Genomic DNA, 24,656 nt, shown 5'->3' on the forward strand with positions numbered 1-24,656 from the left:
CGCATGAGCAGTGCTGCGCTATTCTATTTAAGATGAGTTATTTTGTTTATTGCCTGTGTCGGCTGGACTAGGAATAAATAACCATCTTGGACTAGGAATGAAAGGGGATTTAAGTGGATTTTTGAGTTTTACTAATTCTAAGTCATTCATGAAACCATTTCCCGTTTTTGAGAAAGTTGATATTGCGATCGAACGAGCTCTTGGTTGCTTTGTCTATGATAAACAGCAGCAGGCCTATCTAGATCTCTATGGTGGTCATGCCGTTATTTCTGTTGGGCATAGCCATCCGCATGTTGTTGAGGAAACTATACAACAGATGAACAAGATCGGATTTTATTCAAATGCAGTTACAAACGATCTTCAGGATCGTTTGGCCGAACGCTTAGGCAGTGCCTGTGGTTATCCGACGTATGCTATTTTTTACAGTAATTCGGGAGCTGAAGCAAATGAAAATGCACTGAAGTTAGCTTCGTTCCATACGGGAAGGAGGAAAGTATTGGCGATGTCCAATGCGTTTCATGGGAGAACCTCAGCTGCGGTTGCGGCAACGGATATCCAGTCAATTCGTGCACCATTAAATGAAAGTGAACAATTTGTCTTTACACCTTTCAACGAGATCTCCAGTTTGAAAAAACAATTGGAAACGGAAGAATATTGTGCGGTCATTATTGAACCTATTCAAGGTGTCGGGGGAATTCATCGGGCAAGTACTAGTTTCTTACAGGAAGTAAGAGCAATTTGCACGAAAACTGGGACCATGCTTATTTTGGATGAAATTCAATGCGGTTATGGGCGCACGGGACTTTTCTTTGCACATCAGCATGCAGGGATAGAAGCTGATCTAATTACGGTGGCCAAAGGGATTGCAAATGGGCTGCCGATGGGGGCAACAATTATTTCGCCTAAGATAAAGCCGGTCATAGGGCAATTGGGAACTACTTTTGGTGGTAGTCATGTGATCTGCGCGGCAGCTCTGGCTGTACTTGATGTAATTCAAAAGGAGCAATTGATTGATAATGCCGCGGCTGTAGGTGAATTTTTGTTGACAGAATTAAGAAAAATTCATGGCGTGAGTGAAGTTAGGGGGCAAGGTTTGATGATTGGCGTAGAGTTTGAAAACGATATTCGACATCTGCGCAAAGAACTGCTGTTTTCTGAAAAGATTTTTACAGGATATGCAGGACGCTATACCCTCCGTTTATTACCGCCGCTTTGTTTTACCATGAATCATGCGGAGACTTTTTTGAAGAGTCTACGGAAGCATGTGCTCAAAGAGAAACTAGCCCATGATGTTTCGGGATATTGATTAGCCTCTCTATTGATTTTGTGCAAAGTTTTAATGAAGGATTCTCCAAATTAGCTGTCGCGCTTTGATAAATGTCGTAAAAGAAGTAATTTCACATCTAGCGTATTTAATCAGTAATAGCTTATAATACATTTCATGACAACAACAAAATGTTTGCCTACAGCGGGTTTAGTGAGTATTAAGGAAGATAAATTATTATTAGCGTATAGCAACAATAGAAAGGCATGGTATCTGCCGGGTGGAAAGATTGATGCGGGGGAGGAAGCCCTGCAGTCCCTTCGTCGAGAGATTTTGGAGGAGCTAAATATCAATCTGGATCCGGATAAAATATCCTATTATTGCCATGTTACAGCCCCGGCATACGGGCTTGTGCCAGAGGTTATCATGGAACAAGATTGTTTTCTGTATCCATTAACAGAGCAGATCGAACCCAGTAATGAGATTGGTGCCGTTCGTTATTTTTCACAGCAAGAGTACCAGGAAGAACCGATCCAGGTCATTGGCGTTTTGCATGTGTTTGACAAGTTGAAGGCTGACGGATTGATTTAAAAACCCTGTCGCTACTAGATGCCGTAGCCTTCATTGAGACAGCTTATACCTTTTGTGTCTTTTAAAGGTATAATTTTCTGGCTTTTGGTATCCATACGCCATGCCTTGACGATTTTGTCGAAATATTCTTTGCTTTCATCGACCCGGCTAATGGCTATAATTTCACTGTTTGGTTTGTCTCCTTGCTTGCAGTTGCATAAGCTAAGCTGCTCGTTGGACTTCAGTTTTTGGATATTGATGGTATCCAAAATCTTGTATTTGACTTTACCTTTGCTATCATCGGGTAACAATTCCTCTAAAATACAAACACCATTTTTGGCATTTGTAAAATAGCCGGCAGCAAAGCGATAGTCCCCCTGTGTATTCTTGTCGGTTTCAATAAGCGCGCCAGTTGCGTAGGTATAAGATTTTAATTCAGCAATTTCATTGATCTCACGGAATACTTTCCCATATAAGGGGTTTTTCTGATCGTTAACGGTATTGAAACTGGACCAACTGCAGATGGATAGAACCGCAATCGGTATAATTAGTATATATCTCATAGTTTTCAACAATTAAAAACGTTATTAAGTTAACAAATCTTTCTGTTAACTTAATAACGTTTTTAATTGAGCACTATTGTGTCGACTGAATTTACTAAAACTAATTGCGCGTTTATTTAGCTTGTGTTTCTTGCACTTTTTGAGATTCTTTATATACTTTACTGTCCTCGTCATCCATGTCCATGTCGAGATCCTCTTCTTTGTATTTTCCCATTTTTAAGTGAAAGTTGTCTGGAGTACCCGTAATTCGCATAGGTATCCCAAAGATTCCAAAAGGAGGTAAGCCCAGTCTAAAACCTAGGTTCATACGTCCGTCTAAGGTCACTTGACCTTCAAAGCGAGGCCTGAATCCCATCATTCTCATTTTCGTGCGTTCGATGGTCATCACATTATTTTTGATATGGGATTTAATAACAACTTTTTTTACTTCGCCATCCTTCAATTTTTCTTTGGAAGTAGATTGACTAATTCCATTGAGTAATTTGAAGCCTCTGAACTTAATCTGATTTAGCGTTAAGGATCCCTCGCCGACGATAGAAGGCATTACTGGTTGCATATTGCCATTCAATAGGCCACCCAATTTGTAATCCAATGAAACAAGACCATAAGCATTTTTGGCAGAGCTAACCATTTCCCTGAACATCGGTATCTCTTTGTAAGCGCGTTGAATATCAAAGCTGTCGGCTTTCACCGCATAATCAAAACTTGCTCTACGTGGATTTATGGGACGATAACTTCCGTTCATATCTACTTTCAGTCCCGCAAGTTCAAAGTTTGTCTTATTAAGTGTCATCTTACCTTCTTTTACCTGTAGGTCTCCTTTGAAATCTTTGATATTCATTTTGTTATATGATATGGCGTTGATAAGCCCTAAGACCTGAACGTCCAAATTTTTGGGGAGAAGAACTACACCGCTTTCGGAGGAGCTTGCTGTTGTAGACGAACTAGGGCTGGCAAAAACCATGAAATCATCCACATTGATTTTCTTGCTGCTGAGTGTAAATTGACCTTTTAACGGTGCTTGACTACTTGTCGCATAATTAATAATATTGTTGAGGTATCCTTTGATGGAAATATTATTCTTAGCATAGGCAACCAGGAATTTATCGAAATTCATTTTCTCCTGATTAAAACTGAAGTTCCCACTTCTAATTGCAATAGGCTGTGGAAGCATGTCGGATTGAACTTGGATATTTCCAATACTTAACCGACCGCTATTTTGGAGTCGGTTATAATGACCATTGGTGGCATCACTCTGTAAGCCTTTTAAACTGAAATCTGTATAGATAAAGCCATCGACATTGGTGCCATCCAATGCAAAGAGTTTATAAATAGGGCCGAGATTGAGCTTACCCTTGGACTGTATGTTGTATTTGATGTTATTGAAGTTCTTGAGGTCTGCATTCAAGAAAAAAGGTTCACCCGCAAATGTAAATGATACCGGTAGGATTTTGACATTCAGATCTCGAAGTGAACCTTTTTCGCTATTGACAAAAGCTTCGACCTGAATATTTTCCATCGGGATAGGATAATCATTTGATTTGATTAACCCATTCTTCATGACGATAGACGTATTGGTTTCGGGAAAAATGTTTCGTTTGAGATCCACATAACCTTTTGCTATCAGGTTGACATCCACCAATCCTGCCAATTCGACTTGTTTAATTGGGTAGAAATTTTTGATATCTGCTAAATTAAATGATGCCTTTAAATCCGAATTGACTGCAATTTTATTAAAATCTGTTATTGAAATAAATCCTTTTATATAGTTGTTAAGTGCTTGAACAGAAATGTCATGGATTGCTATTGACGCACTTTTTAACTGGCCATCGGGATCCTTTGCTTCCAGACGATAAGCAATTTTGTCCAATCCCTGTGGGAGCTTAGCCAATTTAAATTTACCATCTACGAGTGTATTTTTGATATCAAAAGTAGGAATGGATGCGACGTATTCCTGTTCGCGTTTTTGGAGTCCTACCTTACGAATAGCTTTGGCGTATGTTCCGTCGATTTTTGCGTCAAGATTCCATTTCCCACCGAAAGAAAAATCGGGAAAATGTAGCGAGGCATGGAGTTTATCGAGATTAAGATCACTTTTTATGTTGGCATGCACGGTTACAGGGTGTAAACCCGCAATGTTGCCCTGTGCATTGAAATAGCCTGAAGCAACTTTAAAGTCAAATTGTTTAAGATCAATTTGTAGTGAGTCTGGATTCAGTGCCGGTAAGTCTATCCGTAATTTTGCATTCCAGTCCGTTAGCGGATTGGTGGATTGTTTATACGCGAGAAAGCCATTGTTGACCATGAGCCCAAGTGAAAGATTAGGCATTTTGTTGTTGTCGACAATATAATCACCTTCTAGATTAACAAAAACCTCAGATGTACCTTTCACGGAGAGGTCCTTGATCCAAGAAGCATAGCTATTTGGGACTAATGAAAGTAATTCGGCCAAGGTGCTTTCCTGTGATTTTAATTTAAAATCTAGGTGATAACCATGGGAAATAAAAGACAACAATCCACGGAAACGAACTGGTAATTGATTTATTTTAATATCATTTCGTTCGAAGACGAAGGATAACGTATTGGTATTGATCCGTGTTAGCAAATTGGCATCGATCGACTTTTTGTCCACATATAGTTCGTTGTCAAAAGAGAAGGAGAAAGATGCAATTTTTGCACGTGTGTTCAAGTCAAAAATATTTGACATCAGATCTCCCTTACCCTCATATTCGAGATCTTCTGCCTCTATCTGAAGCGGAATGGAGCGGTCTTCATAATGGAGATTTGTTTTTTCAAGTTTAATTAATTGAAAAGCCAAAGCGCTACTTTCTGCATTATCTTGTGTTTTTGTTGAATCTGACGGGGTGGATTTATAAATAGAATAATTGGCATTTCCCAAAGAATCAACCAAGATGTTGATCTTTCCGCTGTTCACGATAAACTTGTCGATGACAATTTTAGATTTGAGAAGACTCATAAGGTCCACGCCAAAACTGACTTTTTTCGCGGCAAGCAGCGTATCGTTTTTAAAAGGCTCGGCCCCTTTTAGTAAGACATCATCCATCGATGCAGTAAGCAAAGGGAATTGATCAAAGAAGGTTAATCTTACCTTTGAATAATTTAACTCACCAGTAATATGCTCGTTTACGAGTGATTTGACCTTGCTATTGACTTCATTTTCGAATATATAGGGAATAGATAATATGCTGATAACGAGTAGTACGATGATGCTTGTAAAAACGATAGCGATACGTTTCACAACTTTTATAAATGTTGCTTTTGACACTTTGTAATTTTTTGTGGTTACAAAAATCAGAAAATTATTATTAATCTTTATTAAATGCCCCATTTATTTTGGTTAGCTCTTGGAATATGTCGTGTTTCATTGACAAAAGGCTGGGTTAGAGCTTTCTTATGAACTTGTTTGCTAAAGCTTTGAAAATTTTGATGTATTTTTGCGCCGTGAAATTTCGATTTAAAAATGCCGAACAGAAAAATAGTATTATCCTGATTGTCTGTTTGTTGTTGCTGCTGCTGGTAGGAGGGGGATTGCTCGGTGTTATCCATCATAAAGTTGATCGTCTTAAGAAAAGAATATTGATCGATTTTGCGGATGAGAATATGTTTCTTGTCAAAAAGCAATTGGAATTGCTACAGCAGGATCTGTACCTTTCTGAGAAAAAAATATTGGAACAACCCACGTTTGATTCAAAGGAAAGTGGTGATTCCTTATTGGTCATTATCCCGGTTGGTCAACCTGATTATATGAGCGATAGGATGCTAACATTGTTACGGACACGAACAATAAATCATCGGCTATATCATATCTATATGGATATCGAAAAGCTGAATGCTTACTTTGCAAAGCTCAATTTCGGAAGGCGGGCTTATTTTGAGATCTATGATGACCGCGGCATCTGTGTGTATTCTCCCGATAATCGAAAGTGGGGAAAGAGAAATACTGCCGCTGTGTCAAAACAGGGGCAAATTGTTCAGTCAGATTTTCTGCAGCTGGACGTGATGGTTAATTCCTATCCCTGTAACATTCTGTTTGTTGGTGGCGAAATCAAGGTGTATGTTCTCTTGTTGAGTATCGAAGAGGAAATTCAGGAATTGTTGACCTATAGTATCTTGCTCGGTGTAGGGTTGATGTTGGTGGCGATGGTATTGATCTATTTCAATGTTATGGAGCGACGCAAGATTCAACAATTGAAATTGTTGGCCCTGAAGCAGGAAAATGAATATACGCAGATGCGTCTTGTACAATTGCGACAACAGATCAATCCACATTTTCTCTTCAATACATTTGGGTCGCTTCAGTACCTGATCGGAAAAGACGATGAACTGGCTAAGTCTTTTATTGGAAAGATGACCAAGGTTTATCGTAAAATGTTGCGTACAGATGAGGCAGAATGGTCTACACTAGGGGAGGAACTGGAATTGGCCAAAGCCTATTTCTTTTTGCAGCAGGTGCGGTTCGGCGCGGCATTGCAGGATATGGATATAAATATTCCAAGAGAATTATTAGAACAGAAAATTCCACGTTTGGGTTTGCAAATGCTGATTGAGAATGCGATAAAGCATACACGCATTTCGAAAGAGAATCCGCTTACTATTCGTTTAATCTATATACCCGAAACCAACCTGCTGGAGGTTAGCAACAACTGGCAGCCCAGACAGGGAGCAGAGCTTGAAGGTGAGGGGTACGGGCTCAATTATTTGTCATCCATCTATAGTTACTATGCCATGGCAGGTTTTCATTTCGGGATAGAGTCGGGGCAATTTATTGTGCGATTACCACTCGCATAATGCTGTATATGAATAATGAAATTGGAGGTGTCTACGTATTCATGTTTTTATAGTGCGTGTTCATCACTCTGAATTGCGTGTTCATCCCTTTATGTATTATTCTGTACAATATTTTTAACAAATTTGGCTCTTAATCCAGCGGTTTTAGTTTGTGATTAGCCTAATCTTATCCCATAAAATGCCAAGGTCTTTATAAAGTGCAACTTATGATTGACCTCCATGGAATAGATGCAATTACTTTCTGATACAGAATCCGAAGCTAAAACAGGCTTAGGATCAACAATGGATATTCGGTTGATGTTACGTCGTCACCAGTAAAAAACAAATAGAATGCCACGAGCTCATTTATGCCTTTGAAAGCGAGCTCAAAAATAATTATTTGATGAAAAACACTTATACTAAGCTAGCCATTGGTCTTTTATTTTCGGCGGGTCTAATGCAATCTTGTTCATTATTGCAAACAGTAGGTTTAAGAAAAAAAGAGACGGTTACTTCTGCCAAAGATTCTACGGCAAAGAAAGATTCTACAGCTGCATACGACAAATTGTTGAAAGATGCGCGTGTGGATAGTGGAATGTTTACTGTGATCCGTAAAGAAAACAACTACTACTTTGAAATTCCATTGAAAAAGATGGGGCAAGATATATTGTTGATCCAAAAGCTATCTTCTGTACCGTTGGCCTTGAATGAGGCTGGGGTAAACAAAGGGATGAATTATGAAAATAAGGTCATTCGTTTTACCCATCGTAAAGAGAAAAAAGAAGTGTGGGTTTCGGAGATTAAACCGCAGGTCGAAGTACCTAAGGGTGACGCAATAGCCGCTTCGGTATATGATAATTATCGTCCTTCTTATATTGAATCTTTTAAGATTGAAAACTATTCAAAGGATTCAAGTGCCGTGGTGATCAAAGTCAATAAAGTATTTGACGGTTCAGAAAAAAGCTTTACGGATGTGTTTACGTCTTTGGGTTTGGGAACTTCACCTAAAACGAGTATATCTACCGTTGAAGACATTAAATCCTATGCGAATAATATCGTTGTGAAGTCTGTATTCTCTACCAAGGTCACTGAAGGTAATGAATCTGTACCGGTTTCTTTAGAAATTACAAGTAACCTTTACGAATTGCCTGAAAATCCTATGGTTGCGCGCTTTGCAGATCCAAGAGTAGGTTTCTTTACTTCACCACGTTGGTATTTTAATGATAAACAACAGGAACTGGATAAGAAAAATCTAGTCAATCGCTGGCGTTTAGAACCGCGTGACGAAGATAAAGCGCGGTATCTGAAAGGGGAGTTGGTCGAACCAAAGAAACCGATTGTCTTTTATTTAGATCCGGCGACACCAAAACAGTGGCGACAAGCGATCATCGATGGAGTTCATGATTGGCAGGTTGCCTTTGAAGCTGCTGGTTTCAAAAATGCAATTCTGGCCAAACAACAGCCGGATAGTGTCAAATTTGATCCCGATGATGCGAATATTTCCTCTATTGTTTATGCAGCATCTGCTCAGGCTAATGCCATGGGACCTTCAGTGGTCGATCCGCGCTCGGGGGAGATCCTTGAAGCCGATGTGATCTGGTGGCACAACGTCATGACGATTTTAAATAGCTGGATGCGTATACAAACAGGTATAGTAGATACATCGGTACGATCCAATGTGTTTTCGGATGAAAAAATGGCACATGCCATTCGCTTTGTTTCTTCCCATGAAATTGGCCATACCTTGGGTCTTATGCATAACATGGGCTCCTCGGCAAGTTTTCCTGTTGATTCATTGCGTAGTAAAAGCTTCACCACCAAAATGGGGGGGACTGCTCCTTCAATTATGGATTACGCTCGTTTCAATTATGTGGCACAACCCGAAGATGGTGTGGAACAGATTACTCCCGTGATCGGTGCTTACGACAAGTATGCCATTGGCTGGGCTTACCGTTGGTATGGCAAAACGCAACCTTGGGATGAAATTCCTTTGTTGAGAAAGGAAATTGACAGCCATGTACATGATCCTATTTACCATTACGGTGAACAGCAAGATTCTAAAAATATCGTTGATCCGCGGGCTCAATCGGAAGATCTTGGTGACGACGCGATGAAAGCTGGTGAATATGGCATGCTGAATCTGCGTCGTATGATGCCTAATATTATCAACTGGACCACTAATGTAGGTGATGATTACTACCGTGCCGGTAAATTATATATGGGTGTAGTCGGACAATGGTACGCGTATGCTGACCATGTCTTAAATAATATTGGGGGTATATACCTGGAGAATGCTGTTTTGGGCGATCAAAAAGATGCCTATAGTCCAGTACCAAAAGACAAACAAGTACGTGCTTTGGAATACCTCAAGAAGAATGTCTTTTACATGCCTGAGTGGTTGTTCGTCCCAGAGCTGATGGCAAAAACTTTTCCATTGAAAGATTCACCAATAGGACCATTTGAGTATGCTCCTTATAACTTACAACGTGAATTTCAGTATGCCATGTTGTATAAACTGGTCAACGATGAACGTTTGCTGCGTATGGTTGAGATGGAAAATCTTTTTGGAAGTAGAAAAGCATGGAGTGCACCTGAGTTTCTAACTTCTGTACGTCAGACGATCTTTGCTAAAACCATCAGTGGACAATCGTTGGATCTTAAAACACGGATGCTACAACAAAACTATGTGGATGTTCTGATGGTATCTACAAACAAATCCATGGAGAAATTAAATGCGAAGAAACTGGCAGGCATTGAGCAGCTAGTTGAAGCGACACAACCTGATCTATGTTTACATCCGCAACATGCATCCTCTTCACAAACGGGACTTCGGAATGTACATGTCACTGGCATGATACGTACTTCCGATATGTTGACCTATAAACGTGCTGAACTATATGAGATCTACCAGTTGTTGAAACAAAAGCAGCGGACAGGTGACGCGACTACAAAATCGCATTACATGGATCTTTTACTACGTATTGCAAATACCTTAGAATTAAACTAATATATTAACATCTACCAAAATGAATAAGTTTTTAATACCGTTGACCTTCATGTGTGTGCACGTTGCGCATGCGCAGGAATCCAGGGAACTGAAAGGAAAGGTTTTGGATGCGGTCACGTTAAAACCAGTCGTAGGGGCGACGGTTGTCGTTGAAAGTTCGGCAGTAGCAGAAGATATCGGTGTACCTAATCAGGTGCAGCAGTCGGCATTGGGTTCATTGACCGATGCCGCTGGTGAATTTCGCTTAAAAGTGCCTAGTAATTTAAAATATGTAACGATTAGCTATGTCGGGTACCAGCGTATTCAGGTGCCGGTATTTCAGGATCATAAAACAATCTTGCTTCAGCCAAGTGGTGAGTCCTTGGATGAAGTGATCGTAACAGGTTATACGGATATCAAAAAACGTAAGAATACGACGGCTTACAATAAAATCAATGTAGCGGACATCAAACAGACGGGGGTTGCATCGATCGATGAAATGCTTGCTGGTCAGGTGGCAGGTTTGCAGTTGAGCAATTTTAATGGCGGCCCCAATAGTGCTCCACAGATCCGTATTCGTGGTACTGTATCACTCAATGGCACACAAGATCCCTTATGGGTGATTGACGGACTGCCGATTGAAGGTACGGCAATGCCAAACCGAATAGAGAAAGATGATCTTAATAGCTTGACAAATCTTCCTATTGCAGGCATCAATCCCGATGATATCGCCGATATTACCGTTTTAAAAGATGCTGCGGCGACTTCAATTTATGGTGCCCGGGCCGCAAATGGGGTCATTGTGATTACCACAAAAAGAGGTAAATCTGGTCCCGCAAAATTGCAGGTGTCAGCAAATACCTTTGTGACGCAACGTCCGGATTTCGGTAAACTCAATCTGATGGATGCTAATGAAAAAGTGAATTTTGAGTTATTGATGGCCAATCGTACGGATCTCAATTATCGTACGGATAAGGGCGCTGTTATGCGGATACTAAATAAAGCAAATGCATTGGATGCTTATCGCACCGGTGGTTTAGCAGCTTTATCACCGGAAGTACAGCAGTCGATCAGTCAATTGCGCACGCAACAAACGAATTGGGGGAATGAATTATACCGTCAGGCGGTCAATCAACAGTATTCCGCGTCTATTTCAGGCGGTAATGATGGGCATCGCTATTATTTGTCAACAGGTTTGTACGATGAAAAAGGTGCTACAAAAGCGGTAGATCTTCGTCGTTATTCATTGACATTAAATAACGATTTTACAATCAACGATCGGTTTAAAGCTGGTATTAATATATTAGGATCAGTTTCGAATAGACAAAATCCGATTCAGGATCGTGATGCTTTCACGAACCCAAGTTATTATGTGCGTTCGGTTAATCCATATCTTTCAGTTTATGATCAATCTGGGAAATTTAACTATGATCCAGATATCGAGGGCTTTGAAAGAGATACTTATATCCCATTTAACGCAATTGAAGAGCGTGATAATACCAAATACACGTTAACAAATAAAGCACTGAAAGCAATCAGTTATTTGGAATACGCTATTTTACCACAGTTATCCCTGAGAACAGAGCTTGGTTTGCAATTTGATGAAAATAAAACTGAAAAATTTGCAGATCAGGAAAGTTATAACACCCGAAAATTGCGTGCTGCGACCCGCTACTACGATGCCGCCAGCAAGACAAATAAGTATTTTTTGCCTACTGGTGGGACAATAGAAAATTCCAATAATAGCGTTTTCCAATACAATTGGAAAACTTATTTAAAGTACAACAAAACCTGGAACGATCGCCATGAGCTGGAATTGATGGGAGGAACGGAACTGAGACGGAGCAAGAGTGAAATCGTAACAACGAAGGGATTCGGGTACAATCCGGCAACATTGACGACGCAAACACTTGTTTTTCCAAATAGCAACTACCAAAATGACTCAAGGTTTGTACAGTATAAAAAAGGATTTGTAGAAAGCTCATATGCCTCGTTCTATGGGAATGCGACCTATACTTTTGATCGGAAATACAATGTATATGCAAGTATTCGACAAGATGGTTCTAATATGTTTGGTGTTGATCCCAAATATCGTTTTCTACCGATTTGGTCTGTTTCGGGATCATGGAATGTGCTAGAGGAAGAGTTTATTAAAGGAAAAACCGCTTTGTCTGATCTCCGAGTGCGCGCGTCTTACGGTACGCAAGGAAATATTGATCGCAATACTTATCCTTTTATTGTTGGTTTTTATAATAACATTACCATGTTGCCAGGAAATAATGAAGGAACTGTATTTGTTGAGATGCCTGCTAATGATAAACTTCGCTGGGAAAAGACCCAATCTTATAATGCTGGGATTGATTTAGGCCTATGGAAAAACAGATTAAATATTACGGTTGATTATTATAACAGAAAGAGTACCGACTTAATCGATTATAGTGCAATACCTTTGGAAAACGGTTTCCAAAACGTAAAAGTTAATTGGGCCTCAGCAAGAAACCAAGGCGTGGAATTGACGATATCAAGCCGTCAGATCCAAACGGATAAATTCTCCTGGTCAACGGACTTTAATATTGCACACAATAGTAATAAATTATTAAAAGTACTCGCTGATCCAAAAGCCTATGCGCTTGAAACACAGGAAGGGCGTCCAATTAATGGCCTATACGTATTGGAAACGGCTGGTTTGGATAAAGATGGGGTGATGCAGTTCAGAAATCAGGATGGATCCGTTTCGAGCTTTGAACAGTTTTTTGGATTATATGATCCATGGGCGGAGTTTTTGCCAGGTTATATTTCGCAAACCGATATGACCGCTGCAGAATACCGTTCTAAATTTAAATACAAGGGTAGTAAAGATCCGAAGTTTATCGGCGGAATGACCAACCGTTTCCGTTATGCTAATTTTGATCTCGCAATCTCTGCTGTGTTTAATTTGGAGCGTTGGGTAAGCCGTACACCGACTTATAATCCGGCTCTGGTAGACCGTGGTCAGAATTATACAACAGATCTTTTGAAGGCACTGCAAGAGGGTGGTAATATGCCTGCTTTGGGAAGCATAAGTTCTGAATTCAATGATCGCTGGATGGCCTATGCTTGGTTGGAAAGCAATGATCCAATTAAATCATTCAATCTCTATGATATCTGGGCAAAGAAAATGAGCTATGTCCGCATCAATAGCATTCGTTTAGGTTATACACTCCCTGCTGCATTAAGTAAAAAAATTGGTACAAGCAATTTACGCGTGAATGTAGAAGGACGTAACCTATTTGTCTTTGGAGCAAATTATGACGGATATTTTGATCCTGAAACTTACGGTAATTATTATGCACAACCGATCAGCAAGTCTTTTGCCTTCGGTCTGTCAGCGAGTTTTTAATTCTTTTAATTGATTTATAACATGAAAAAGATAGTTTATTTTGGAATGATCATGGCAGCCAGTGCATTGAATTCCTGCGATAAATATTTAGATATAAAACCGGTAGGGACGGTTATCCCTACTTCGGAAAGTGATTTTAGAGGTTTAATGACAAGCAGTTATGCAAACTTTCCTGCACATAAGTCCTATTTGTCCTTGCGGACAGATGAGCTATTGTTGGATGAAAGTTCGACTGATGCCGCTAGAACCAAAGATATTTATCTTTGGAACGATCAAAATCCTGATCCGACAACAATTGCTTATCCCTATCTGACATTTTATAGTAGTATTTTTTATACCAATCAGGTCATTAGTACAATCGATGAAAAGTTGGCTAGCAATGCAGCAGTGGACCAAATCAAAGGAGAAGCTTATCTGATGCGTGCTTATGCTCATTTTGAGTTATTAAATCTCTACAGCGAGGTCTATTCGGCGAGTAATGCAGGGCTTCGGGGCGTTCCTTTATCGACAAAGATTGACCTGGAACAACGTTTTGTACCTGCGACCATTGGAGAGTCTTATGCGCAGATCCTGGCTGATATGGGAAAAGGGACAGCTTTACTGACTGTGGATGATCAGGCAAAAGGTGTTAATTATCGCTTTAGCAAACGCGCTGCTTTTGCCATGGCCTCACGCGTTCATTTATATCGCGGTGAGTGGCAAGAAGCAATTGATGCCGCTAAAAAAGCTTTGGTTATAAATGACAAATTGGTTGATCTCAATGCTGCTGGAAGCCTACTTCCGAATGATTTTGAATCAGCGGAGATGATTATGGCTTTGGAAAAAGTATCTGTTCCTGGAGTACGTACAAGTTCCTTTATTTCACCGGCCTTGTTAGACAGTTATTCTGCAGGCGATTTGAGAAAAGGTCGTTACTTCCAAAAAAGTGGGGGCGATTATGTATCCCTCAAAGGTGGGGACAACCGTTTTAATGTGAGTTTTAGAAATGCTGATCTTTATTTGACGTTGGCCGAATGTTATGTTCGTCTGGGAAATACAGCAGAAGCATTAAAATATCTGTCTGCTTTAAAGAAAAACAGATTTACCGCAGATGCCTATGCCAAAGAAACTAAGGCTGACGCAGGTTTGTCAAAGGAGCAATTACTAGATGCGGTTCTGCTGGAACGCAAGCGTGAACTGGCGCTAGAGGGATTACGGTGGTATGATCTAAAACGGACGACAAGACCGGCGATCACACACAGTAGTTTCGGCAGAACGGTAACACTGCAGCAGAACGATCCTCGTTATGTGATACGTTATCCACAGGAAGCAATCAATAATAATCCCGATCTGTTGAAATAATCTATTTTTTTAAATCCTATATATATTAATCCATTTTCTTTTTAGGAAATGGATTTTTTATTACATTCAACCCATGGGATGGAAAATACTGATTGTCGAAGACGAAGACTGGGCTTTTGTAGGCTTAAAGGAGATGTTGACTGCGCGCTATGGAGAAAGTGAACTGACCTTTACCAATGCAAAAGAGGTTCAGGAAGCGGTGGTGACAATCAATAGAAATCAATTCGATCTGATTTTTATGGATATCCACCTGATGGATGGGCTGAGCTTTGAAATTTTTAAGCAGGTATCTATCGATGTGCCGCTTATTTTTACGACGGCTTACGAACAATATGCCTTGGAGGCCTTCCAAAATAGAGGGTATGCCTATTTGTTAAAACCTTTCGACAGCGACGAGTTGACTGAGGTCATGAAACGTATCGAACCGCTGCTACCTAAAGTAGAACCTCGGCTCAAACAGCGTTTTTTAGTGAAATATGGTAATTTTTTAAAGTCGCTGGCCATTGCTGATATTGCTTATTTTATGGCAGAAGACAAAGAGTTGTATGCTGTAGAAAAAGGATCTGGAATTGCATATATTATTGAAGATACCATCACTCATCTCGTTACACAGGTAGATCCAACAGTTTTTTTCCAGATCAATCGTAAATTTCTTGTTCGAATAGATGCGATTCAATCCATGTTAAAAATTAGTCGAAATAGAATCAAATTAGCGTTAATGCCCTCAACTCCAGCGGGAATTGTAGTCATTGTTAGTGAGGAACGATCTCCGAAGTTTCAAAAATGGCTTGATCAATAATAGTAAGTTAGCTTACTAAATGACTTTTATAAGCTTAGTTTTTAATTTTAAGTACTTTATTTATAGTGTTTTGTGTTTTAGCGAAACAAAATCTATTAATTCAATAGATTTTGTTATATATTTGCGTTCCAATAAAAACTACTTATTCAGTAGATTTTATTGGAATGCAAGGAGCCACTGTGTTTTTTGTATTTAATCACACTTAACTTATTTAGTAAAGCATTCTTACGATGTACGCAAAACTTAAATACATTCCTATTGCTGCGATAGCATTATCAGGTGTCAATATGAACAGGTTGTATGCTCAGCAGCGGGCTATACAAGGAAAAGTTGTTGATGCCAATACCGGTCACCTACTTCCTGGAGTAAATGTTCGCATTTCGGGGCAAAATCAAGGAACCTTAACGAATTCAAAAGGAGAGTTTACAATCAATGTCACAGGTGACGTATTACCTGTATTGGAGTTTTCTTTTGTAGGTTATGAATCTCAACAGCTAAAAGCAACAAGTACAAACTTAACATTGTCCTTGAAACCCTCCAGTACAGATCTGGAAGAAGTGGTGGTGGTGGCTTACGGTACTGCCAAACGTACAAACATAACGGGGTCGGTCAGTACGGTGAGCAGCAAAGCTATTGAAAATAGACAGGTATCAAATATTACGAAGGCCCTGGAGGGACAGGTACCGGGCTTACAGTCCGTAGCGTCCTCGGGACAGCCAGGTACTGAAGCAGCCATCCGTATTAGGGGTATCGGCTCCATTAATGCCTCCAGTTCACCTCTGATCGTGTTGGATGGTAGTCCTTATGCCGGGGATATTAACTCCATCAATCCGAATGACATTCAGTCTATCTCTGTTTTAAAAGATGCAGCATCAAGTGCACTTTACGGATCCAGAGGGGCGAATGGTGTGATTATTATTACTACTAAGTCTGGTGTGTCTTCCGACAACACCAAGATTAATCTCAATTTTACACAGGGCTATTCAACCCGTGCAGTTCGTGACTATGACCAGGTATCGACCGATGAATATTTTCAGCTCTATTGGGAAGCTTTGAGAAACAAAAACCTGTCAAATGGCCTTACAGCAGAGCAAGCGGCGTCCAACGCAAGTAAGACCGTATTGACAGATTTAAATATCAATCCGTATGGCAGTCAATACCCGCAGCCGGTCGGAGTAGATGGTAAGTTGGTTGCCGGAGCTAAGACACTATGGGATGATCCATGGACCGACGTATTGCAACGTACGGGAGTGCGTACACAAGCAGATCTAGGGTTTAGTGGTGGTAGTGCCAAAAGCACCTATTATATTTCGGGTGGTTATCTGAACGATCAGGGGATAGCGATTGAATCTGGATTTAAAAGGTACAACCTGCGCGCAAATCTTGACAGCAAAGTGAAATCCTGGTTAAATGTCGGTCTCAATATAGGTGGTAGCAGTACACAACAAAAATATCCGCAGTCTGAGGACAGCAATACGGCAAACATTATAAATTTTACGAGACTGGTGCCATCTTTTTATCCATACTATGAGCGCAATGCGGATGGTTCATTTGTGCTTGATGGAGCCGGAAATAAGATTTACGATTTTGGAGAATATCGTCCAAGTGGTGCAACACCACGTAATAATTTAGCTGCTTCTCTTCCTTTGGACAGAAATGATATCCGTCGGGAAAATCTATCTGCCCGGACTTATCTGGAAGTGTTGTTTTCCAAAAATTTAAAATTTAAGTCGACATATAATGTTGATTATATCAACGGGAATACACACGACTATACCAATCCTTTGTTGGGAGACGGTGTGAATACGGGCGGGTATGTTTATCGTTCAAATGTGCGTACCGTAGCGCAGACCTGGAACAATTTATTGACTTATGAGAAGCAGTTTGGCTTACATTACCTCAATGTATTGGCCGGTCAGGAATACTATGATTTTAATAGTAGCAATATCAACGGTAGCAGACAGCAATTTGTGCTCCCTTACTTTGATGAACCTGCTGCGGCATCACAACTCAATAACTTCACGGGATCAAGTGCTGGGTATAGGCTATTGAGTTTCTTGGGAAGAGCGGAGTATAATTATGATAACAAATATTATTTATCGACTTCGTTACGTACTGATGGTTCGTCGCGCTTTTCGCCAGCAAAACGTTGGGGAACATTCTGGTCTGTGGGTGGATCTTGGAAGCTGAAACAGGAAGAATTTTTGAAGGATAACACAACGATTGATCAGCTGACGGTAAGAGCAAGTTATGGTGGACAAGGAAACGATAATTTAGGTACCTATTATGCTTATAAAGGACTTTATACCATTGCAAATAGTTTGGGTAAAGGCGGAACGTATACCGGTAGGTTGGCTACACCAGATCTAAAATGGGAGTCGAACCTCAATTTGAACGTAGGTGTCGATGTATCTGCATTTGAAAACCGGGTTTCATTGAGTGTGGAGTACTTTAACCGTCGGAGTAAGGATTTGCTGTTCACCATGCCGATGGCTTATTCAACAGGCTATACGGGCTATGATGCAAATATTGGAGCGCTGAAAAATACCGGTATCGACGTGGATATTCGTACTGTCCCGGTTCGAAATGAAAATTTTAAATGGAATTTAGACGTCAATCTTTCGCATTACAAAAACAAGATTACAGCTTTGCCAAAAGATAACAAACCGATCATTACGGGGAATAAGCTTTTGCGTGTAGGCGGAAGTATCTATGATTTTTATCTGCCGGAATGGGCTGGAGTAAATCCAGATAACGGTCTGCCTCAATGGTATACCGCTGATAAGGACGGTAATAAAACAGGTGAAAAAACTTCGGAATACAGTAAGGCCGGTAATTTTATTGCCGGGACTTCATTGCCAGATCTTGTCGGTGGGATTCAAAACAGTTTCACTTACAAAAATTTTGATTTGTCTGCTTTGTTGAGTTTTAGTTTGGGTGGACAGATATTAGATAACGATTATATTCAGCTTATGCATAGCGGTAATAATCCGGGACGTGCTTGGTCCAAGGAGATCCTCGAGCGCTGGACGCCTGAGCATACGCAGACCGATGTGCCTAAATTGACAACAGATAACTTGAATTGGACTTCTTCGTCCACACGTTTTCTTTACAGTGGCACTTATGCACGCCTTAAAAATGTGAGTTTGGGCTATAGATTACCTTCGGATTTATTGAAGCGGATAGGTGTAGAAAAACTTCGTGTCTTTGCAACTGCCGAAAATCTATTGACATTTTATGGTCATCAAGGAATGGATCCAGAACAGACGGTGAATGGGGCGACCTATTTTCGCTATCCGGCAATGCGAACAATCTCTGGTGGTATTCAGCTTGTTTTTTAATGCCTTATTGTTAATCTGAGAATTTAAATGAAAATCATGAAACTAAAAATTATATATATCATATTGGCGCTCTCTCTAGTGAATGCATCATGTAAGGATGCGCTTGAGTTGGATCCGACCACTTCTGTGCCGGAAGGTGAAGTGTTTAAAAATACCGACAATGTTGCTACGGTGATCAATGGTACCTGGAGGTATTTAAATGATACCTATTTTACTTATGCCAATCCAGGTTATACGGCGGTAATGCGTACAAGTGATGCAATGGGAAGTGATGTTGCGGTGACGACCAAATATGGTTATCGCGATGCGTATGCATTTACCGAATTAACAAACAATCGTTCTAATCGCGTTAATTCTTTTTGGATAATGCTGTATAAAGTGATCGATAATATGAATAATGTGATCGCGAAAGTGGATGGAGCTGAGGGATCTGTCGAAACCAAGAATGTATTGAAGGGAAGAGCGAAAGCATTGCGCGCGTTTTCTTATCTAAACCTGGCGACTTTTTACCAGTTCAGTTATCTGAAAGATAAAAATGCCAAGTCTGTTCCGATCTATACCGAACCCAGTACATTGTCGACTGAAGGAAAATCAAGGTCAACACAGGAAGAAGTGTATGAACTTATCTTGAAAGATCTCAAAGACAGTGAAAGCTTGTTGGCTTCTGCTAGTAGAGCGGATAAATACGAAATCAATGCGGATGTCGTGTATGGTCTGCTTGCGAGAACCTATTTGCAGGTAGGCGAATGGAAGCTAGCCGCTGAATATGCTGAAAAAGCAGCTCAGAAGTATAATTTAATGACTCCGTCAGATTATCAGGCAGGTTTTAATGATCTTGGAAATAGCGAGTGGATTTGGGGACATCAGCAGACTAACGAGCAAAATGTGGCAAGTTATACATTTCATTATTTGGATGTGTCGTCAGCTGGATCTTATTACTATAGTTTTATGGCCGATCCTTATTTTAAAGATTTATTCGATACCAGTGATGTGCGTTACGCTTTATTTGAATGGGATAATTTACCTGGTCGGGAAGGTTTCCTACGGTATAAGAAGTTTAAGTTTAAGTCCAATTTAATTGGAGATATTGTATACATGCGTGCTTCTGAAATGGTTTTGATTGCGGCTGAAGGTTATGCAAGAGCTGGTGAAAACGATAAAGCGGTAGCAGCGCTGAATAAATTACGGACGGCTAGAAACGCTAAGCTGTTTTCAGGAAATGATAATGGACAATTAATTGCTGCCATTCTTGTTGAAAGACGCAAGGAACTTTGGGGTGAAGGATTTGCTTTGTCGGATATTCTTCGGACTCAGGGAAAGGTTGTGCGTAAATCCTATCTTGATGCTGAGGGAAAACCTATTCAAGTAGAAATTGTGGGTGCAGACGGTAAGCCTAAGCTGGTTAATGGTCAAGGGCACCGGGTTATTAAATTTCCTGATGGTTCTAATTTTGTAGAAAACAGTCCTTATTATTTGTTTGCTATACCATACGAAGAGACGGTGCGAAATCCGAATCTTTAGTATGTTAGTTGTTGGTTTGTTATTGAAGAGATCCGGTGCACTTCTGTGTATCGGATTTTCTTTTTTTCTCACGCGACTTTCTTTTTTGGCTGTGTGCTTTGCTTCCTTTTGTTGAAGAATGCTTCCTTTTTTTAGTGTTGCCCTGTTTGCGCGGCTTAGCGTTGGGATCTTCTCGTTTTAAAGACTGTCGTCTTTTTGTCTTGTATGTTGTTTTTTCAGATGGTGTATCGCATTCCTATAAATTGCACAAGAGATGGTGTCGGTAAATAGGGTAAGGGTTAGTTTTCCACATTATGTTAATAACGCTGTTGAAAACCTGTTTAAAAGAAAAATGCAGTTATTAACAGTACTTATTAACATTATGTTGATAACCTTTCTTTTTCTTCTTTTTGCTTTTGTTCATCCAGATGATATATCCTGTGATGGGCAAGGAAGCACAAAAGAGACTAGCTAGGCAAGCGATAATTTTTGTTGTGAGTCCACCGATGCCACCGGTATGAATATCATAGTTAAGTGCACCGAGCTTATCCCCATACTGCAATTCGTTGCTGGATTTGACTGCCGTAAGACTGCTGTCTTCTTTATTATAATAAAGCCAATCAAATACACCGCTTCGTTTTTCATGATGTCTCACCTGTATATCCATTGCTGTTTCGGTTTCTTTTTTTAGTCGGATCGACATCATTTCAGCATCCGGATAATTTGTCAAGGCATACCGCAGCGCATTGTCCTGAAATTTCTTTTCCACAGCGGGCAAGGGTATAGGGGAGCTGCGTGTGGAAGAAGCTGTTGGCGACTGCAATAAATTGAATGTTGCGATATAGGTCTTTTTGAAATCCGGAAAAGCAAAAGCGAGCCCCGTAATGGCAAAAATCAATCCGATAAATAAACTGTAAAATCCGATGACATTGTGGAGGTCGTGGTTCAGTCGTTTCCATTTTACTTTGGTATCTAACCAAAAACTGCGCTTGAGATTCTTGCTCTTCCATTTTTTTGGCCACCAAAGAACGATGCCACTGAGTAAGATAAGGATAAAAATGGCCGTTGACCAGGCGACGATAGGATGGCCATATTGCTTGCCCAAGAGGAGGTTTAGGTGAAGCTGAAGCACCAGTTGAAAGAATTCTGTTTTTGAATTTTCTACTTGCTGTACTTGACCAGTATATGGATTGATGAAAACGCGTTTGTAATAGCGGTAATAATTCCAATGGCCAAATGCTTTTTCGTCCGTTTTTATGGCACGAAATACCCAGGTACGATTCTTCGAAGGATAGAGATCAACCCGCGTGATTTTTTGATTTTTTTCGAGGCTTTTCTGTGCGCTGTAAAGAAGTGTACTTAATGGTAGTGGAGTTTTGGAGTGGTTGGTTGTATCGGAGATAAAATATTTTTCAGGATAAGCCCAGAGCTTGAGCTCATCCTGAAAGGTGTATATGCTGCCCGTCAGGCTTAGGATGAATACCACAACTCCGGTGATGATTCCGAGCCATTTATGCAACCAAAGAATGACAGTTTTAAACATATTAGAATTTGTAGTTGATGTTAAATGAGGCCAGCATACCTTGTCCTTTGACGTATTCTTCATTTAAGGCACGATATTGACTGACAACAGGGTAATAGTTTTTATTGAATAAGTTCTCTACCCCCATGCCGATAGACCATTGTTTGTTTACTTGGTAATTTCCATTTAAGTTAAATAGATCAACAGTCTTAACGGGGCCTTCGCTGTTTTTGTATACGCCTTTATCGTTTGGAAGAAAGCGATCCCGGGATCCGGTATGCACCCAAAAAAGCTGAAAGGTTAAGGGTTTGATCGGAGTATAGTAGATATATCCCGTTGCTTTATCTGGCGAGATACGTGAGCCATTGAGGTAGGATTTTGATCCATCGTCTTTTTTTGACTTTCCTTCCACATAGGCATAGGTTCCACCGATGGTCAATTGAGGCGAAATATTAGCGCTCAATGCAATTTCGTACCCATACACATCTTCTGGAAGGCGTTGTGGCATCAGGTAACCACCAATGTCCACCAGTTCAACGCCCATTTTGGAAGTACTGTAGTAATAAGATGCTGATAGCTGGAAAATGCTGTAATTGCTTGAGAATCCGATTTCGTAATTATTAGTGATAATAGGGTCGGTTTTTAGGCTATCTAAATCATTATCTGTTGCACGACGTACAATACGGCCGAGTTCATTGATTGCGAAACCTTGTGAGAAACTTACGAAGGGATTAAAGATCGCGAATTTGTTGTAACGCAAACCTGCATTGAAGGTCGCACCTTTGTAGGGGATATTACCTCCTTTTACGGCAATACTTCCTTCGTTGTTGGGCCCTGTAGCAATGGTATTGAAATCCTTTATTTTGACTGTTGCATTTTCATAACGTACACCGCCTTTAAAGATTAAGTTTTCTAGGAAATCAATTTTTACTTGGGCGTATGGAGCAACGTTTAACATGTTCATATAGGGAATATAGACCCTGCCGTCGGTCAGATTTTGATCTGTTACATCATTTAGTAAATCTACACCATAGGTGATATCTGCATTTGAACCCAATACCTGAAAAGGTGTGTTTAAGTTAACGCGTAAGCCTTTTTTCTCCGAATTGATCTGAGTTTGTCCTGGACCATACCAGGCAGAAGCTTTCTCAACATAACGGTTCATGGATCGAAATGTATTGTAGTATGCAGAAGCAGTTAAAGATGTCGACGCGAATAGATTACTTTTAGTATAGGTCAACATGGCATTGTGGTTATATGGAGTTCCAGCAGGTTTACCTGGATCTTCGCCTTTCACGCCTATCGTTGGCGTTTGACCATATACACCTGTTTGGCTGATGTATCTATTGTGTTGGTTACTTCTGTAGAAGTTGTATACTGCCGTAATATTGGAACTGCTATCGATACGGTACCCTGCTTTTAGAAATGCATTGTATTGATAGGTGTTCGAAAGACCGTCTGTCTGACCAAGGGGAACCCCGTCGCCATCGCGTTGCAGGCCAACGTAATCGGCGGATCCACTGACGGTATAATTCCATCTGTTTTTTTGTCCGTATAAAGTTTGTCCTATGCGATAGCCCATGGTGCCGGCGCTATGAACTGGATTGAAAGTAGTTCTAACACTTGTGATCCCTTGTATCGGAGCAGCGTCTTTCGATGGATTGCGTGTAATGTAGTTGATAATACCACCTGCGGAGCCATTTCCATAGATGGATGTGGCACCTTTGATAACCTCAACTCGCTCAATGACACTCGGGTCAATGGTCCGAAGATCACGTTGTCCATTCATCAAAGGCGTTGATTGTGGAATACCGTCGATCAAAACAAGCACAGATCTCCCACGAAGTGTTTGTCCGGAGTTTGTCGCTTTATTGGTCGATGTTCCAAGACCGGGAACAGTATTCCCTAAAATTGTTGAAAGATTGGTGCTGATTTGGCTTTGAGCCTCAATTTCTTTTGTGGTTAAGATCGTTACTGAAGAAGGGACAGTGGAGATGCTTTCCGGCTTACGTCCCGCTGTTACGATAATCTCATCTAACACTTGGGTAGAATTAAGCTGAACTGACAATGGACGTTGAACGGTATCTAAATTGACCATTTTTTCAACCGTTGAAAAGCCTGTATATGATACCCGCAATTGAATCGGATTATTCAAAGGTCTTTTGGCAAAAATGAATTGTCCAAGTTGATTAGAATAGCCGACGCTTTTTCCGTCAACTTTGATATTCGCTTGGCTTAATGGTTTATTGTCTCTGTCTTTTACGATAAGGGATAATTCTTGTGCATGTAGCTGAGTACTTAAAAGCAAAAGAATTCCACTGCTGAACATCATATATCGTGTTCTGTTTTTCATGGTAATTTATTTAGATCAAATATAAATTAATGCGCAAATATAGTTTATTTTATAGTTGTGCCAACAGCTATATGATATTTTTTTTTAATTTTTAGAGATGGTATACCGTGATTTTCAGGAGGATTTGATATTGCAGTAAAAGTTTGATTCCTTAAGCTTATGTTTATACGTGGATTGGTGGTTGATATGGACTGGATGTTTTGTTAACGATTTATTGATCTTGGTTGATTAATTTAGGATGTTATTTTTT

13 protein-coding genes are annotated in these 24,656 nt (G+C 40.2%); 9 read left to right on the forward strand and 4 right to left on the reverse strand.

The annotated features are described in order from the left end of the window. Window positions 1-148 precede the first annotated feature (148 nt). Together K2F45_RS05205 and K2F45_RS05210 are read left to right on the forward strand one after the other, a co-directional pair. Complete coding sequence (locus tag K2F45_RS05205) at window positions 149-1,306, forward strand: aspartate aminotransferase family protein (protein ID WP_075991231.1); 1,158 nt, start codon at window positions 149-151, stop codon at window positions 1,304-1,306. A gap of 135 nt (window positions 1,307-1,441) precedes the next feature. Then, a complete protein-coding gene (locus tag K2F45_RS05210) occupies window positions 1,442-1,855 on the forward strand; it encodes an NUDIX hydrolase (protein WP_075991232.1) in 414 nt (137 codons plus the stop codon). A gap of 14 nt (window positions 1,856-1,869) precedes the next feature. Here K2F45_RS05210 and K2F45_RS05215 read toward each other — a convergent pair whose 3' ends face one another. After that, window positions 1,870-2,397: a hypothetical protein gene (locus K2F45_RS05215; RefSeq protein ID WP_075991233.1), complete on the reverse strand. Its 528-nt coding sequence runs from the start codon at window positions 2,395-2,397 to the stop codon at window positions 1,870-1,872. A gap of 112 nt (window positions 2,398-2,509) precedes the next feature. Continuing rightward, entirely contained in the window at window positions 2,510-5,683 is a 3,174-nt protein-coding gene (locus tag K2F45_RS05220) for an AsmA family protein (protein ID WP_248933046.1), read from the reverse strand. A gap of 128 nt (window positions 5,684-5,811) precedes the next feature. On the opposite strand from K2F45_RS05220, the gene K2F45_RS05225 reads away from it, so the two are divergent. The 7 genes from K2F45_RS05225 (at window position 5,812) to K2F45_RS05255 (ending at window position 20,552) form a co-directional block, all read left to right on the forward strand. Then, entirely contained in the window at window positions 5,812-7,206 is a 1,395-nt protein-coding gene (locus K2F45_RS05225) for a sensor histidine kinase (RefSeq protein WP_075991236.1), read from the forward strand. Between the two features lie 382 nt (window positions 7,207-7,588). After that, window positions 7,589-10,192, forward strand: a complete 2,604-nt coding sequence (locus K2F45_RS05230; RefSeq protein ID WP_248933047.1) for a zinc-dependent metalloprotease — start codon at window positions 7,589-7,591, stop codon at window positions 10,190-10,192. A 19-nt stretch (window positions 10,193-10,211) separates the two neighbouring features. Further along, window positions 10,212-13,550, forward strand: coding sequence for a SusC/RagA family TonB-linked outer membrane protein (locus K2F45_RS05235; RefSeq protein ID WP_075991237.1), 3,339 nt, complete (start codon window positions 10,212-10,214; stop codon window positions 13,548-13,550). A gap of 21 nt (window positions 13,551-13,571) precedes the next feature. Continuing rightward, the gene (locus K2F45_RS05240; protein ID WP_075991238.1) at window positions 13,572-14,891 is read left to right on the forward strand and encodes a RagB/SusD family nutrient uptake outer membrane protein; all 1,320 of its coding nucleotides are present in this window, start codon (window positions 13,572-13,574) and stop codon (window positions 14,889-14,891) included. A 73-nt stretch (window positions 14,892-14,964) separates the two neighbouring features. Further along, window positions 14,965-15,690 (forward strand): LytR/AlgR family response regulator transcription factor, encoded by a 726-nt coding sequence (locus tag K2F45_RS05245; protein WP_075991239.1) that lies wholly within the window; start codon window positions 14,965-14,967, stop codon window positions 15,688-15,690. Between the two features lie 230 nt (window positions 15,691-15,920). After that, window positions 15,921-19,031, forward strand: coding sequence for a SusC/RagA family TonB-linked outer membrane protein (locus K2F45_RS05250; RefSeq protein ID WP_075991240.1), 3,111 nt, complete (start codon window positions 15,921-15,923; stop codon window positions 19,029-19,031). A gap of 36 nt (window positions 19,032-19,067) precedes the next feature. After that, on the forward strand, window positions 19,068-20,552 hold the full coding sequence (locus K2F45_RS05255; protein ID WP_157625916.1) for a RagB/SusD family nutrient uptake outer membrane protein: 1,485 nt from the start codon (window positions 19,068-19,070) through the stop codon (window positions 20,550-20,552). Window positions 20,553-20,892: 340 nt separating this feature from the next. Here the strand turns inward: K2F45_RS05255 and K2F45_RS05260 are convergent, their stop codons facing one another. Further along, window positions 20,893-22,074, reverse strand: a complete 1,182-nt coding sequence (locus K2F45_RS05260; protein ID WP_075991242.1) for a PepSY-associated TM helix domain-containing protein — start codon at window positions 22,072-22,074, stop codon at window positions 20,893-20,895. 1 nt (window position 22,075) lies between these two features. Continuing rightward, entirely contained in the window at window positions 22,076-24,406 is a 2,331-nt protein-coding gene (locus K2F45_RS05265) for a TonB-dependent receptor (RefSeq protein WP_075991243.1), read from the reverse strand. Window positions 24,407-24,656: the final 250 nt, after the last annotated feature.

Origin of the sequence: Sphingobacterium siyangense, from assembly GCF_023277505.1 — a bacterium.
Taxonomy (GTDB): Bacteria; Bacteroidota; Bacteroidia; order Sphingobacteriales; family Sphingobacteriaceae; genus Sphingobacterium; species Sphingobacterium siyangense.